General features: G+C 41.2%; 13 protein-coding genes. 2 read left to right on the top strand and 11 right to left on the bottom strand.

What is annotated here, in order from left to right; all coding sequences use genetic code 11:
• Positions 1–611 precede the first annotated feature (611 nt).
• The gene (locus MKY15_RS15245; RefSeq protein ID WP_067207693.1) at positions 612–1574 is read left to right on the top strand and encodes a polysaccharide deacetylase family protein; all 963 of its coding nucleotides are present in this window, start codon (positions 612–614) and stop codon (positions 1572–1574) included.
• A 422-nt stretch (positions 1575–1996) separates the two neighbouring features.
• Positions 1997–2185 carry a hypothetical protein gene (locus MKY15_RS15240; RefSeq protein WP_067207690.1) on the top strand — a complete coding sequence of 63 codons (189 nt, stop codon included), beginning with the start codon at positions 1997–1999 and terminating at the stop codon, positions 2183–2185.
• Positions 2186–2244: 59 nt separating this feature from the next.
• On the opposite strand, the gene dnaI is transcribed toward MKY15_RS15240, so the two are convergent.
• From dnaI to mdh, 11 genes are all read right to left on the bottom strand, one after another.
• On the bottom strand, positions 2245–3189 hold the full coding sequence (dnaI, locus tag MKY15_RS15235) for a primosomal protein DnaI (RefSeq protein WP_067207680.1): 945 nt from the start codon (positions 3187–3189) through the stop codon (positions 2245–2247).
• 1 nt (position 3190) lies between these two features.
• Positions 3191–4570, bottom strand: coding sequence for a DnaD domain protein (locus MKY15_RS15230; protein ID WP_187047312.1), 1380 nt, complete (start codon positions 4568–4570; stop codon positions 3191–3193).
• A gap of 31 nt (positions 4571–4601) precedes the next feature.
• A complete protein-coding gene (gene nrdR, locus MKY15_RS15225) occupies positions 4602–5063 on the bottom strand; it encodes a transcriptional regulator NrdR (RefSeq protein ID WP_067207676.1) in 462 nt (153 codons plus the stop codon).
• 381 nt (positions 5064–5444) lie between these two features.
• Positions 5445–6467 carry a glyceraldehyde-3-phosphate dehydrogenase gene (locus MKY15_RS15220; RefSeq protein ID WP_187047311.1) on the bottom strand — a complete coding sequence of 341 codons (1023 nt, stop codon included), beginning with the start codon at positions 6465–6467 and terminating at the stop codon, positions 5445–5447.
• A gap of 123 nt (positions 6468–6590) precedes the next feature.
• Positions 6591–7187, bottom strand: a complete 597-nt coding sequence (coaE, locus tag MKY15_RS15215; protein ID WP_067207671.1) for a dephospho-CoA kinase — start codon at positions 7185–7187, stop codon at positions 6591–6593.
• A 22-nt stretch (positions 7188–7209) separates the two neighbouring features.
• Positions 7210–8082 carry a bifunctional DNA-formamidopyrimidine glycosylase/DNA-(apurinic or apyrimidinic site) lyase gene (gene mutM, locus MKY15_RS15210; protein ID WP_340741813.1) on the bottom strand — a complete coding sequence of 291 codons (873 nt, stop codon included), beginning with the start codon at positions 8080–8082 and terminating at the stop codon, positions 7210–7212.
• Between the two features lie 9 nt (positions 8083–8091).
• A complete protein-coding gene (gene polA / locus MKY15_RS15205) occupies positions 8092–10716 on the bottom strand; it encodes a DNA polymerase I (RefSeq protein WP_342537906.1) in 2625 nt (874 codons plus the stop codon).
• A gap of 837 nt (positions 10717–11553) precedes the next feature.
• Positions 11554–12969, bottom strand: coding sequence for an ATP-binding protein (locus tag MKY15_RS15200; RefSeq protein WP_187047836.1), 1416 nt, complete (start codon positions 12967–12969; stop codon positions 11554–11556).
• Positions 12969–13679 (bottom strand): response regulator transcription factor, encoded by a 711-nt coding sequence (locus MKY15_RS15195; protein ID WP_082786522.1) that lies wholly within the window; start codon positions 13677–13679, stop codon positions 12969–12971. Before MKY15_RS15195 ends, MKY15_RS15200 begins: the two co-directional genes overlap by 1 nt.
• Before the next feature lie 17 nt (positions 13680–13696).
• Positions 13697–14173 (bottom strand): MaoC/PaaZ C-terminal domain-containing protein, encoded by a 477-nt coding sequence (locus MKY15_RS15190; RefSeq protein ID WP_067207661.1) that lies wholly within the window; start codon positions 14171–14173, stop codon positions 13697–13699.
• A 92-nt stretch (positions 14174–14265) separates the two neighbouring features.
• Entirely contained in the window at positions 14266–15204 is a 939-nt protein-coding gene (gene mdh, locus MKY15_RS15185) for a malate dehydrogenase (RefSeq protein ID WP_067207658.1), read from the bottom strand.
• Positions 15205–15259: the final 55 nt, after the last annotated feature.

The raw sequence follows: 15259 nt of genomic DNA, 5'->3' as shown, positions 1-15259 counted from the left end.
CAAAAAAAGCCCCATCCCTGGAAAGGGACGAAGCTTTAGCTCGCGGTTCCACCCTTCTTCCTTCAATCCGGAACACTTGAAAAGCGTAAGTGGCCTGTTTAGACCGCTGAAGCTAGACAAACGTACCGAAAAGATGAAGCTTGACGTCGGGTAACGGACCGGATTCCGTCATCGGTTACTGCACTGTTCACCGATGCTGCTCCAAGGTGGTAAATCATCCTTCTATCCTTCAGGGCTTCCAGCCAATGGCCCCGTTCTCTTTAGGTAGACGAAAAGATTGTTGTCCTCTTCCAAGCATTTCAGATTATTAATTAAAACTGAGTATACGTCGATTACGTAATAAATGCAAGTTCGTTCTACATGTATCTCCATAATTCATTGCATTAATAATTATAAAACAACCTAATCCTCTAGGTTCCTCCAGCTGTTTTTCTATTTATTTAGATTGCAGTGTTGCCAGATAATCAAAAGTATAGTCCTTAGATGAACGGGAAGCCTACTAGTATCAAGATATTGAATGGAGGATTTACCATGGAACAAAGTGATAAAGCTGCCGTAGATTGGCCTGAACATCTTCAATTAGTTAAATGTATTGCATATGAGGAAAAAGAATGAAAAAGATCATTTACATGATTATGATTTTTATTGTGCTAGTCTCAGTGCCGAGCATTCTCATTAAGACATTTACAGCTATTTCTTCAAAGCCTGACGCCGAAAGCTCCATCACTACTTTCTCAGAAGCTGATAATGATGAACTTATTAAAATGATTTCAGCTTATAATGACCAACATAAAATTGAACCTATTAACGCTAAAATCGACAGAGTCTGGAAAGCAATACCCGGATATAATGGCTTAGAAGTAGATATTGAAGCCAGCTATAAGAACATGAAACCCAGCACAGATATTGATACAAATAAAATCATTTTCAAGGAAACTTCTCCGGAAATCCATTTGAGCGATTTAGAACCGTCACCGATTTATCGTGGGAATCCTGAAAAACCAATGGTAGCCCTACTCATAAATGTCGCTTGGGGCAATGAGTACATTCCGGGTATCCTGAAAACATTATCAGACAACCAGGTAAAGGCAACATTCTTTTTTGATGGTAGTTGGGTTAAAAATAATCCCGATCTGGCTACAATGATTAACCTTGAAGGTCACGAAATCGGCAACCATGCTTATAGTCACCCCGACCTTAAACAGCGTTCTCGAAATGAAACAGTGAATGAATTGAAAAAAACAAATGATGTAATTGAGGAAACTCTTGGTATAAAACCGATATGGTTTGCACCGCCAAGTGGAAGCTTTAATCAGGAAACCATTTTGGTCGCCAATGAGCTTGGCATGAAAACCATTCTATGGACGGTCGATACAGTTGACTGGAGAAAGCCAGCAACCTCCGAAATGGTTGTGCGTGTTGTCTCTGGGGTAAGTAGCGGTGCGATGGTTCTAATGCACCCCACAAAAGCCGTTTTTGAAGGGCTGGAAACTATGATAATTGAAATTAAAGGGAAAGGGCTTCGACTAGGTACCGTAAGTGATTTAATGAGCGAAAAGCGGATTGACGACTAAAACCAGCCCTAGTAGCAACGGTATTTAATAGTGAGGTATAAGGGAGATAAAGTGAATAACGAGGACATTCACCCGCCCGATATTGATATGGTAAATTTATAATCATTCAGGCCACTTTTCCGAAGAATTTAAGCCGGAAAGAACAAAATATCAAATTCTGTACAGGAGTGAATAGGGAGTTTGTAGCATTATTGTTATCAATTACGAAACGCGAAGGCTTGTCAAAATATGAAGTTAAAAATCAGAAATCGCACTTGCTATATATGTCGAACTAATGATTCTATATAATCTCCATCGAAGGCACCCCCAAGCGCCGAGCGTTGTTGAGAGGATTCTTTATGTCAACATATATAGGTAGAATTAATTACCATGGAATGAAAAGCTGCATTAAACACATGATACGTTTATGGAGGTGATTAATCTTGCCAAATAACAAAGACAGAAATCCAAACCGTGACCAAAAACAAAATCAAGACCGTAACAAAAACCAAAAACCAAATGATATGCGTGAAGAATTCGGCTCTACATTCGATATCGATAAGTTGAATACTCAAGAAAATGAGAATCAAAAGCAAAGAGAACAACGCACAAACCGTTTTGAAAAAAGATAATAAATAAACTATTAAAAATGACAGAAGCTCAATGCTTCTGTCATTTTTAGGTTTCCCTTTTATTTATCGCGTCTATTTTCACCATCGAGTCGTATTGGAATGCTAATCATTTGCACCCTCTCCATGATTCTTGCCGCTTTTACAGCTTCTTTTTCACCACGCTGTGTGTATGTCAAATGATCTTCAAGTTCAGCGTAACTAAGGTTAGATGTGAAAAAAGTCGGCAATTTTTCTGCCATCCTGTATTGTAAAATAGTGCCGAGCACTTCATCACGCGTCCAAGCAGACATTGTTTCTGCACCAATATCATCAAGCATAAGTACTTGTGCGTTTTTCACAAAATCAATTTTCTCATTTAAGGTCTGATCTTGAATAGATTGTTTCATTTCCCTTAGGAATTCCGGGACATATACAGCAACTGTACGTATCCGACGATTGGCCAATTCGTTCGCCAATGCTCCAAGCACGAATGATTTACCGATTCCAAACGGGCCATAAATGTACATACCTCGCTCTGGAAGTTTTCCGGTTTCATCGAAAGCGTTCAAGAAATCTTTTGCAGCTCGTACCGCCGGCACCCTACTATCATCAAAAAACATATCAATGCTTTGCAATTTCGCTTCCATGACATCTTTGGGCATATACATACTGTCTATCATCTTCTTAATATTACGTTGATCATCATCAACTAATCTGTTGGGACACTTTGTATATTCCACATCTATAAGCCCACGGGATAATACCAATTTCGGTTCGAAGCCGTTCATGATATTCACACATCCTGCGAGGTCGGGACATTTTCCACAACTATGGGAAGCGGTGGCGTATTCGTATAGTTTCCCAAGACTCCGCTCGACCACTTCGCCATCAACTTCAGTGGAATGATCCGTCAAAAATTGTTGTACCCCTGGACTCTCCATCACTTCTCTGCGCAATTCATCATATCTTGCGGCAAATGCCGGTGATTTCACGACCCGTTTCAACGTATCGCCAATATGTTCCATTTCACTTCACCGTCCCGTCCCCCGTTACGCCTAATTCCTCAAGTAATTTACGGCGTTCTTCATCAATCTCTGAAGAAGACTTAACAGGTTTATCTGATTTTGTTTTCTTTTCTTCTTTTTTATAAAACCATTCCGGTACTTTCTCTTCCCGCGCGGATTTTCGTCTAGGCGTCGATTTCGATCCTGTGCTCTGACCTTCATTTTTCCATTTAACATACTGGTCATGCTCATTCCTCGACATTTCAAGTGCAGTTTTCACTGTATCAACCTTTTTGTTCATCCAATGGGAAGCAATCCTCTCGACATAACTATTCGTTATTTTCCCGTCATTGCGCAAATGAACGTATTGCAGCAGAACATTGACGACACCGACGGACAACCCATGTGTATTGACCAACTTTTCAGCAAGCTTCACGTCTACAGAAAGTGGTTCTTTCCCGTTAATCTCACGCAACATTTCAAGGGGTGCCGTATTTTCAAGGTAATGCACCAATTCTTCATCTCGCGTTAATAGTCCTGTTTCAGGCTTAGGTAATTCTTTCGCATACACTTTATGCAAGACTGGCGCCTCTTTTGAAACATTCATTTTATAAAACTCCGCTGCTGACTTTCGCAATCTGTCTTCCGGCAACTTGAGATCTTCATCGAGAGCCATCATGATGACTTTTTGCATATCTAGCGGCGTGAGCGAATAAAGGAATGCGATTTTCGCAATTAATTCCTTAGAAACAGAAGATAATGAAGCTTTGGGAACCATTTGTTCAGATAACCCCGAACTTAGCAGATTGAAATCAAAGTCTGAATGCAAAAACGGAACACCTTCCGGTTCATTCCGTCCGATAAACTGCTGGCCCTCGCCCATATCCATGCTATAGCCCTGCTGAACGGGCGTATACACATCTAAAAATGTACGAGAAACATCTTCAAATCCAACTTCATTAACACTGTCTAGCGCAAAGCGGCTACGTAGATTTCGGTATGCCTGTTCTCCGATTTTACTAAACAAGAATGTCGACAACAGTGGATCTAGGAAAAAAGCTTTGGCATCAAGTGGAGGAAGCAGATCGTAAACAAATAATCTCGCATCTCCATCTTTTTTCTTGTACGTTCGTAATAAGCCGATTGCTTCAAGAGATATACGGGCTTCGAAGACAGGTCCCAGTGGCATCGTCAAAATGTTCATAAGGTGGTAATGGTTGTATTCACGGTCATCTTCACGCTCTGCGTCCGCCCATAATGTCATAAACAAACTCATCGCACCTGGGCCAATCAGCGGTTGGTAAAATAAAGTGAGGAGTTGACGGTCATAATCTGAAAAGGGCTGCGATAACCGTATTTTGTATGCGTCAACTGGCTGTAGTTCTTTATAAAGGGGTGCCATCAAACTCTACTTCCTATCTGAATGGGATACGTTACTTTTTCGTTCGTTTTTGTAGGTCTTGCAATTCTTTTATGAAAACTGTGATGTCTTTATATTGGCGATAGACTGAAGCGAATCTGACATAAGCGACTTCATCAACTTCCGATAGCTGTTCCATAACCATTTCCCCAACATCATCAGAATTAATCTCCACGACACCTGCGCTTCTCAATTCTTTTTCAATAGAATAGACGATCTTTTTTAGGTCCTCAAGGGAAACAGCGCGTTTTTCACATGCTCGAATAAGACCTCTGAGCACTTTTTCTCCACTAAATTCTTCACGCGAATCGTCTTTCTTCACGACAATCAAAGGCATTTCCTCAACTTTTTCAAATGTCGTAAAACGGAATGCGCATTGTTCGCATTCTCTGCGACGCCGGATGGATCTATTCTCCTCGGCCGGTCTAGAATCAACTACCCGGGTGCCATTGAACTGGCAAGCTGGACATTTCATAATGTGTATCCTCCGCTTTTTCTTAGATAATAACTTAATTATAACAGAAAACGACAAAAGAAATCGAAATAGAGTGGAAAGAAGCATTGTACAATGAGAAAAGCGCAAGACGCCATCCACCCCGACAGGCATAAGTGATAAAAGAAGGCAGTTGAAGTTCGCGACGTCCTGTCGCTATGACTGCTTACAAGTACGAGGAGGCGTACTTCAACCCCCACACAGGAGAGATGTAGTTCAATTCCTTCCCAAACAACTTATGACCCAAGGGTTGGCGCCTGGAGCCTGGGCACCGTTCCACGTCGAAAACATATACTTGTCTTCCAAGAAAAAACGTCCCTAAAGTCATCGTTCACTGACTTTAGGGACGCTCTCTATTCACAATTAAGCAAGTTCTTTTGTTTTCAAAGCTACTGCAACTTTCTTTGTCAAATCGACGACTCGTGCAGAATAACCCCACTCATTATCGTACCAGGCAAGTACTTTCACTTTGCGATCTGCCATAACAATTGTTGAAAGACCGTCAATGATTGCTGAGTCAGTTGTTGTATTGTAATCAATAGATACAAGCGGCTCTGTTGAGAAACGGAGAATACCTGCCATCGCTCCTTCAGAAGCCTGCTTAAATGCATTGTTTACCATCTCTACTGTCACGTCTTGCTTCAAATCTACAACTAGGTCGACAAGTGAAACATTCGGCGTAGGTATACGAAGTGACATTCCGTGAATCTTCCCTTCCAATTCTGGAAGCACAAGTGCCAACGCTTTCGCAGCCCCAGTAGATGTTGGAATGATAGATTGTCCGCATGCACGTGCACGTCGAAGGTCCTTATGAGGATTATCCAAGTTCTTTTGGTCATTTGTATACGCATGAACCGTTGTCATTAAACCGTTGTCAATCCCAAATGTATCGTTTAATACCTTAGCTACAGGAGCAAGACAGTTCGTTGTACAACTTGCATTCGAAATGATGTCATGCTTTTCGATATCTAATTTATCATCGTTTACACCTAAAACAATTGTGATATCTTCATTTTTACCAGGTGCCGATATAATGACTTTTTTTGCCCCCGCTTCAAGGTGAAGAGCCGCTTTGTCACGCGAATTGAACTTACCAGTCGCTTCAATGACAATATCGACACCAAGCTTTTTCCAAGGAAGGTTAAGCGGGTCACGGTCAGAGACGATTTGCACTCGTTTCCCATTGACGACAATCGCATTTTCTTCTGCAATGACTTCGCCATCAAATGTACCGTGATTCGTATCGTACTTTATAAGATGAGCGAGTGTTTCTGATGAATACATTGCGTTAATCGCAACGATTGTTACATCTTCTTCTGTAATCATTTGACGGAATACCATTCGTCCAATTCGTCCAAACCCGTTTATCGCAATAGAAGTAGTCATATAAAGATCCTCCTGTATGTATGTTATACTTTTTATCTAATACTCGTCATTAGTATAACACATATTATGCTAAAACCAAGATTTACTATGGACAATTGAAATGTTTCATTTTTCAGAATCACTTCAAGGCTCTGCATTCCATTTAGAAAGTACCTCAGTCAACTGGCTTTCTGTCTCTTCCACTGGACCGTTATTGAATAAAACCGCGTCTGCACTCAGTTCCTTCTCTTCGATTGATAGTTGGGAACGGATTCGTGCATCCGCTTCTTCTTCCGATAACACATTCCTCGCAATGAGACGTTCCTTTTGTATTTCTGCTGTGACAGACACGACAATAATTTTATCCACGAACGATTGCAACTTGCTTTCAAACAACAAAGGGATGTCCATGATAACTGTATTCGATCCCGTTGAAATCAATTGCTCTTTTTGCCTTAACATCTCTTGTCGTATTGCAGGATGGATGATACCATTCAACTTTTGGCGCTCTTCTACATTACCGAATATTTGCTGTCCTAGCTTTTCACGGTTAAGCGATCCGTCCGAACGTAAAATCCCCTGACCAAATACGCGACTGATCTCTTGTAAAACTGGACTCCCGGGTTCGACAACAAGACGTGCAATTTCATCCGCATCTACAATTGGAAAGCCCTTTTTCTTCAACATCTTGGATACGGTGCTTTTCCCACTTGCAATACTGCCCGTTAAACCGATAATCATAGCTCACACAGCCCTTCAACAATCATTTCTGGCATGTCGGACAATAAACGGATGTCCTACCTGCGATTTTCATACTCTCCGTGGCAGAGCCGCAAGCAGGGCAAAATTTCCTGCCATACATTTTAAGACGATCCTGCATTGTGCCCGCTTCCCCATTAATATTCCGGTAATCAGAAATGGAGCTGCCTCCCGCATCAATACTTTCCTGTAAAATAGCCACAATCACATCAAATAATTCATTTTTTCTTTTTAGACTAATCCGCTCCGTAGTCCTTTCGGGATGAATCTTCATCTTATAGATTGCTTCCGTCGCATAAATATTCCCACATCCAGATAGTACATGCCCGTCCATAATGACTTCTTTGATTGGTTTTCGGGCATATTTCGGCATAGCTGCAAACTCAAGGAAATGCTTGCGCGCTCCAGTAGCGAACGGTTCAGGAGCCATTTTCAATAGTGGCGGATGATCTGCTTCACAGCCAAGAAGCCGTAGTTCTCCAAAACGACGAATATCCGAATACACCAGTAGTCCCCCGCCTTCCAGCGTAAAAACAACATGAACATGGTTACGGAACTTCATTTCCGTAATGTCATCAACGCTGTCAACTGTGAACCAAGCCCCTGTCATACCAAGATGACTGACAAGAAGACAGGTGTTACCATCTTTCATTAAATGAAAGTAAATGTATTTACTGCGCCGTGTGACATTTCCAATCGTCATACCAGCCATATCTACTATAAAATCTTCGGTTGTAATTCCTTTTATCACAGCTTCTTTACCTAGTTGTTTTGATTTGATAACCGTATCTGAAACGGTTATGTTCTGGATTTTCCTTCCAATCGCAATTGGTGCGAGTGCACGGACAACCCCTTCTACTTCCGGTAATTCAGGCACTTAATCCCCTCACTTCGTCTCATACCAAGATAATCCGAATGCCCAATCTACTTTCAATGGCACGTCAAGCGCTAGAGCAGATTCCATCACTTCAGGTACGATTTCTTTTAGTTTCTCAATTTCTTCTTGTGGTGCTTCAAAGATCAATTCATCATGTACTTGCAGGAGCATACGTGTCTGCATGCCTTCAACTTCAAGCCTGTTAGCCATTTCAATCATTGCTTTTTTAATAATATCGGCTGCACTTCCTTGAATCGGTGTATTCATAGCAGTCCGTTCCGCAAAACTTCTTAAGTTGAAATTCGAACTTGTGATTTCTGGTAAATAGCGTCTCCGGTTCATAAGCGTCGTCACATAGCCTTTCCTTTTCGCCTCTGCAACAATGTCGCTCATATACTGTTTGACTCCCGGGAAACTGCTGAGATAAGTATCGATGAATTGTGCTGCGTCTTTGCGCGTAATATCCAAGTTTTGCGAAAGTCCGTAATCACTTATACCGTAGACAATTCCAAAGTTGACTGCTTTTGCTGCTCGTCGCATGTCTGACGTCACTGAATCTTCATCAACACCGAAAACATCCATTGCTGTCTTCGTGTGAATATCTGCACCTGCACGGAAAGCCTCAATCAGTTTTTCATCTTGCGACATATGTGCGAGTACCCGCAGTTCGATTTGTGAATAATCCGCGGCAAATAGATACCAGCCCGGTTCAGATGGAACGAACGCTGCACGAATTTTCCTTCCCTCTTCAAGCCGTACAGGAATGTTCTGTAAATTGGGATTGATGGAACTAAGTCGACCTGTTGTCGTGAGTGCTTGCTGGAAACGGGTATGAATCTTGCCATCCTCGTGAATTTCTTTCAATAGTCCTTCGATATACGTCGAATTCAATTTACCGAGTTGGCGATAGTTCAATATATGGCTGATAATTTCATGTTCGCTTTCAAGCTTCTCAAGCACATCCGCCGCAGTTGAATAACCAGTTTTCGTCTTTTTAATCGGAGTAAGTCCGATTTTCTCAAAAAGGATGACGCCAAGCTGTTTAGGCGAATTAATGTTGAATTTTTCTCCTGCAATTTCATAAATAGTTGTCTCAAGTGTCGCCAGTTTAGCAGACAGTTCAGTTCCGATTGTCAGAAGCGTCTCTCGGTCCGTCTTAACACCAGTCGTTTCCATTTTCGCAAGAATCGCCGCAAGCGGTAACTCAAGTTCATGGTATAAATCATATTGATCATTATCTTGTAATTTCTCTTCAATCTCTGCGTGCAATTTCCAAATCGCCAGCGCTTTTCGACCGGCGTGGTCTGCAATTATTTCTTCGGTCGGTATCGCTTTCTTAGCACCTTTTCCATAAATCACTTCATCCTGCTCGACTTCTGTGTAACCAAACTCTCCTGTAATGGAAGCTACATCGGTATAGGTCGTCGATGGGTTGACGATGTACGTCGCTAGCAATAGGTCGAACTGGAAGCCTTCTGCATCTAGACCTTGACGCGCTAGTGATGCACTAGCTGCTTTCGAGTCAGACGAGTATTTCAGCTTGTTCGTATTTTGCAACCAGTTTTTAAATGGTGTCGATTTTTTTGCAACTTCAAGCGGTATAAATAGAATGTTTTTTTCATCCGCTAAACTAATGCCTAAAATCTCTGCGGTCAAATAGTTTTCATCCATCATTTCAACATGAATCGCCATCTCATCTGATAAATCCTTGTCCAAGAGTTCGGCAACAATCCTGACTTCAATTGCTTCTTTTGGTTCCTCAGCTGCTTGAGGAGTAATTTTTTCGAGGAGCGTTTTGAATTTCAACTCCCGGTAAATAGTCGTCACTTGATCCATATCGGGGCCGTCATACGCTAAATCATTAATGTTAACCGTGATCGGTGCATTCACTTCAATTGTCGCAAGATCTTTGCTCATAAACGCTTGTGCTTCATTTTCCGTTAGGTTCTGATTCAACTTTTTAGCAGTAATTTTAGCAAGTGATTTATAAACATTTTCAATCGAACCATATTCGATTAGTAATTTGAGTGCAGTTTTCTCCCCGACTCCAGGAACGCCTGGAATATTATCGGATGCATCTCCCATTAAGCCTTTCATATCAATGATTTGATGGGGCTCAATGCCGTATTTATCCATGACGTGTTCAGGCGTGTATTTCTCAATATCGGTCATTCCTTTTCGGGTGATGAACACCGTTGTATGGTCGCTGGCAAGTTGCGTTAAATCCTTATCCCCTGAAATGACGACGATTTCGGAACCGTCCGCATCTCCGACTTTGCTAAGCGTGCCGATGATATCATCCGCTTCGTACTGATCTAGTTCGTACTGAGGGATATTGTATGCTTCAAGCAACTTACGCAAATAAGGGAATTGCTCCGATAATTCAGGTGGAGTTTTCTGACGCCCACCTTTATATTCTCCATATGTTTTATGCCTAAATGTTGTTTTTCCAGCATCCCATGCCACGAGAATATGCGTCGGTTTTTCATCCTCAAGGATGTTTTGTAGCATCATCGTGAAGCCATATACCGCATTGGTATGGATACCGTTATCATTTGTTAATAAAGGTAATGCAAAAAATGCCCGGTACGCAAGACTGTTTCCGTCAAGTAACACAATTTTCTTTGTCGTCATGTACATTCCACTCCATTCAAAAAAACGTCATCTTCATTCATCTTACCACGGGGGTGGATAGAATTGAAAATGACGCGTTGTTTAGTCTGCTTCTGTAATTCTTTACTTATGAACATGTCTGTTGATTAACCATTTATTCGTATAAAATACTGGTGAGAAGGGCTTCATGACCTTCATTTTCACTGGATCATTTCCGTTACGCTTTCGGCGAACTAATCACGACACATTTAACGAGAGATATGTGTGGTAGAAGTGACTCCGTCACTTCTAGCCACACTTTTTCGGTAATCCTGTTGAGAATAGTTGCCTGTCGCGTACCTACAATGTTCAAGTGAAAAATGCGGTTAAGTTTGAAAGAAATGAATAGATGACTTTCTATAGAGATTGTAGTGCCCGAAGATGCAATTTCGGGCACCCTTTCACGTTGTACGATGTGTTCCTTGCTTACTTTTAGTAAAGTTTATGCATCTAATTATGTGATGTCTACTAGAAAGTGACACTTCTTTTAAATAAAGAAAGGCAAAACCATAGAGTAAGCATCAGCCGCCAAAATTGCATCTTTGGCGGCTTTTATCCAGGTAGATGCCCCTCTATTCTTTCGTCCCAATAAGCTTGAGCACTTCGTGGACTTATCCATTTGGAGCAGGGCGGATGAAGGACCACCATACGATTACCGAAAAAATGTGTAGGGATGCGACAAATTCGCATCCCTACACATCCAGACATCTCGGTAAAAGTATAGAAGTCATTCAATCCAAGCAAACCAAAAGCAATTATACACGTAGCGCCCAGTGTGTGATCCTGGTTACTTTGGTTAATCAACAGACGTGGGATTGCTTAATTACCTTGTCGCAAAGGTAGACAGATACGAATCAATGTACCAACACCGATTGTGCTCTCCACTTCGACTGTACCACTATGGGCTTCCACGAGATGTTTGACAATGGCTAGTCCTAACCCAGTGCCACCCGAGTCACGGCTCCTTGCACGGTCAACACGGTAGAAGCGTTCAAACAGCCGTGCCAGTTCAACTTGTTCGATACCGATTCCTTCATCTTGTACTTCAATAATTACATTTTGCGCTATTCTTTTTACTGAAACAGTGATTTTCGTCTGTTCTTTTGAATAGTTAATCGCATTTGATAAGAGATTCACCATTACTTGAATTAATCGACTTGCATCGCCTTCGATAGCAATTTCATCTGCAATATCCAAGTTGATAGCCATCTTCTTACGCTCCAAACTACCGGAAACGATTTTCAATGCATCATTCATCAGTTCTAACAGCTCAACATGTCCAAACTGAAGTGAAAAGTTTTCTCTTTCCATTGCTGATAATTCGAGCAAGTCATCAATTAATAGATGTAGGCGGTTACTTTCTTTCTGAATGATTTCAAGAAATTCTTTCATTATGACAGGTTCATTCATCGCACCATCTAATAATGTTTCAGTGAACCCTTTAATTGAAGTAATAGGAGTACGAAGTTCGTGGGATACATTTGCAACGAAATCTTTTCTTACTTCTTCTAGCCGGACAAGCTTTGTAATATCATGCATGACAACAACAATTCCGAGCCAATTCCCATGATGGCCGATAACAGGCGCACCATAAACGCCCATGTAGGAATAAAAACCTCCAGAATCAATCCTAACCTGTTTTTCACGTACTTGTTCTGTCATAAAAACATCTTCAATCAAATCTTCAATTTCAATAGGCAAACCGATTGTTTTGAACGTTTTACCTATTGGCTCCTCTTTTGAAAATCCAAATGTCTTTTCGAATACCCCATTTACAAGATTGACTGATCCTTCACGACCAAACATCAGAAGACCGCTTCCCATACTTTCTATAAGTGTTTTCAAGCGTTCTTTTTCCATCATTCGAAGTGTCGACATTTCTTGCAGATTACTCGCTATTTTGTTAATAGAAATCGCAAGTTCATTATCATATTCTGGTTCATCCGTTTTAGTCCTTGCATGGTAATCGCCCTGTGCAATTTGAACGGCCACTTTTGTCACTTCATCGACCGGACGAGCGTATTGCATCATCATCCGCATCGCTATAAAGAGAGAGAGAATAAATGCAATTATCAGCGTGACGATTAAATAGACCCAGTATTGTCGTTGCAGATCAAGTGTGATATCACGCGCGAATAAAGGGAAAAACTGACCCAGGACAATACCGAGGCCAGTTAAAAGAACCGAAAGAAGAATTGCACACGCAATAGTTAATCGGGAATATAAATCTTTCATCAAATTTTCGGCTCCTCAAATTTATAGCCAATTCCCCTTACCGTCTTGATGAAAACAGGTTTCTTCGTGTTTTCTTCAATTTTCTCCCGTAGATGACTGACGTGAACATCGACGATGCGTGTATCGCCAGCAAAGTCATAATTCCAGACTGCACTTAAAAGTTGGTCCCGTGATAGAACACGATTCTTGTTCTGCATGAAATAAACAAGAAGTTCAAATTCCTTTGGTGTGAACTCAAGTTCTACTTTGTCAAGATAAGCTTCATATTGTTCAGCGTGCACAGTTAAAGATCCAGTGGTCAAAATCCCTGTTTCTTCGACACGGCCTGTCCATTCCCCACTACGTCTCAATACAGCCTTAACGCGTGCAACAACCTCTCTAGGACTAAACGGTTTCGTCATATAATCATCCGCGCCAATTTCAAGACCTAGCACCTTGTCGAGCTCGTCCCCTTTTGCCGTCAGCATGATAATCGGAATATCGAGTCCCCGCTGTCTTAACGTTTTGCAGACATCAATCCCATCCATTTTCGGAAGCATTAAGTCAAGTAAAATTAAATCAGGTTTTTCCATTTCTGTTTTCAATACAGCTTCTTCTCCGTCAGCAGCGGTGATTGTTTCGTATTGCGCCTGCTTTAAGTTGTATTCTAATAGTGTTCGAATCGGCTGTTCGTCATCGACAATCAATATTTTCTTTATACTTGAACTCAACTTGCATCAATCCCCCGTCAAAAGTTATCCATTGCTTGTGATGTAAGACGCTCTTCCACTTTTGGCGGAGTGACTGTCACTATTCCAGAAATAACGATATCTTCCTTTTCGTCACACGCTTCTATTGAAATGTCTATTGAGTTTTTTTCTTTATCAACATGAATTACTTCGAGCAAAAAATTGATAGTTGTATAGTGATACACAGCTTTTGGGAATGACAATTGCTGTTTCACGATATGTGAACCAGGTCCAGGTAAATACTTTGAAACGGCGGATGTCACAATCCCTGTCAGCATAATAGTTGGTACGATAGGCAATCCATAAGCCGTCTGTGAAGCGTAATCATGCTGTATATAGAGCGGGTTACTATCATTTGTTAGACCAAGATAGAGTAGGAGATCTTTATCTTCAATTTTCTCTGTCAATTTCAACTTTTCTCCAACAGTGATTTCCTCTATCTTTCTACCTAGACGTCTTTTCTTCCCTAGTATCAACTTATTTCCCCCTTTTAGTGTGATAATACAAGTTTATCAATAATCAGAATAAAAATCGAGTAGCATATGCTACTCGATTTTTATTAAAGATATTAGACAAGAACTTTCATAACAGCTTTAACTGATTCAGCAGAATTAGCCAATGCCGCCATTTCGTCTTCAGTCAATTCAAGTTCGATGATTTTTTCGATACCGCCTGCGCCAAGCACAGTTGGAACACCAATGTAAATACCGTCAAGGCCGTACTCACCCTCAAGATATGCTATCGAAGGAAGTACACGTTTCTGATCTTTTAGAATCGCTTCAGCCATTTCAACAAGTGATGCTGCTGGTGCATAGTAAGCAGAACCATTACCAAGAAGGTTTACGATTTCTGCTCCACCTTTGCGTGTGCGATCTACGATTTCTTCAAGACGCTCAGGAGAGATCAACGTTTCAAGTGGAATACCACCCGCATATGAGTAGCGTACAAGTGGAACCATATCATCGCCATGACCGCCAAGAACGAAACCAGTGACGTCTTTAACAGACAAGTTCAATTCTTGCGCTACAAACGTACGGAAACGTGCAGTGTCAAGTACACCAGATTGTCCGATTACGCGTTCTTTCGGCAATCCTGATTCTTTGTATACTGTGTACGTCATAGCATCGACAGGGTTTGTCAATACAATGATGGTTGTATTCGGAGAATGTTTTACGATTTCACCTGTTACGATTTTCATGACTTTTTGGTTCGTCTGAACAAGGTCATCACGGCTCATACCTGGTTTGCGTGCAATACCAGCTGTGATAATGACGATATCAGAGTCTTTTGTATCCGCGTAATCTGAAGTTCCAATAATACTCGCGTCAAAACCTTGAATAGGTCCAGCTTCCATCATATCAAGAGCTTTCCCTTTTGTCGGATTTTCCATTTGTGGAATATCAACGATCACTACATCACAAAGCTCTTTTTGAGCTAAAAGAAATGCTGTAGTCGCACCTGTGAAACCAGAACCGATAACTGAGACTTTTTTACGTTGCATTGTCATGAGTTGTCTCTCCTTTTATTCATATGTATGAGGGGTTGAGCCCTCATTTAATCTA

This window comes from Sporosarcina sp. FSL K6-1540, from assembly GCF_038620285.1.
Lineage (GTDB): Bacteria > Bacillota > Bacilli > Bacillales_A > Planococcaceae > Sporosarcina > Sporosarcina psychrophila.
The sequence above is the reverse complement of the archived record's forward strand: the minus strand, read 5'-3'. Positions and strand labels throughout refer to the sequence as shown.

Excerpts from the sequence above, each read along its gene's own strand:
- MKY15_RS15245 (WP_067207693.1), top strand. The coding sequence starts at position 612 with ATGAAAAAGATCATTTACATGATTATGATTTTTATTGTGCTAGTCTCA.
- dnaI (WP_067207680.1), bottom strand. The coding sequence starts at position 3,189 with ATGGAACATATTGGCGATACGTTGAAACGGGTCGTGAAATCACCGGCA.
- MKY15_RS15230 (WP_187047312.1), bottom strand. The coding sequence starts at position 4,570 with ATGGCACCCCTTTATAAAGAACTACAGCCAGTTGACGCATACAAAATA.
- nrdR (WP_067207676.1), bottom strand. The coding sequence starts at position 5,063 with ATGAAATGTCCAGCTTGCCAGTTCAATGGCACCCGGGTAGTTGATTCT.
- MKY15_RS15220 (WP_187047311.1), bottom strand. The coding sequence starts at position 6,467 with ATGACTACTTCTATTGCGATAAACGGGTTTGGACGAATTGGACGAATG.
- coaE (WP_067207671.1), bottom strand. The coding sequence starts at position 7,187 with ATGATTATCGGTTTAACGGGCAGTATTGCAAGTGGGAAAAGCACCGTA.
- polA (WP_342537906.1), bottom strand. The coding sequence starts at position 10,716 with ATGACGACAAAGAAAATTGTGTTACTTGACGGAAACAGTCTTGCGTAC.
- MKY15_RS15200 (WP_187047836.1), bottom strand. The coding sequence starts at position 12,969 with ATGAAAGATTTATATTCCCGATTAACTATTGCGTGTGCAATTCTTCTT.
- mdh (WP_067207658.1), bottom strand. The coding sequence starts at position 15,204 with ATGACAATGCAACGTAAAAAAGTCTCAGTTATCGGTTCTGGTTTCACA.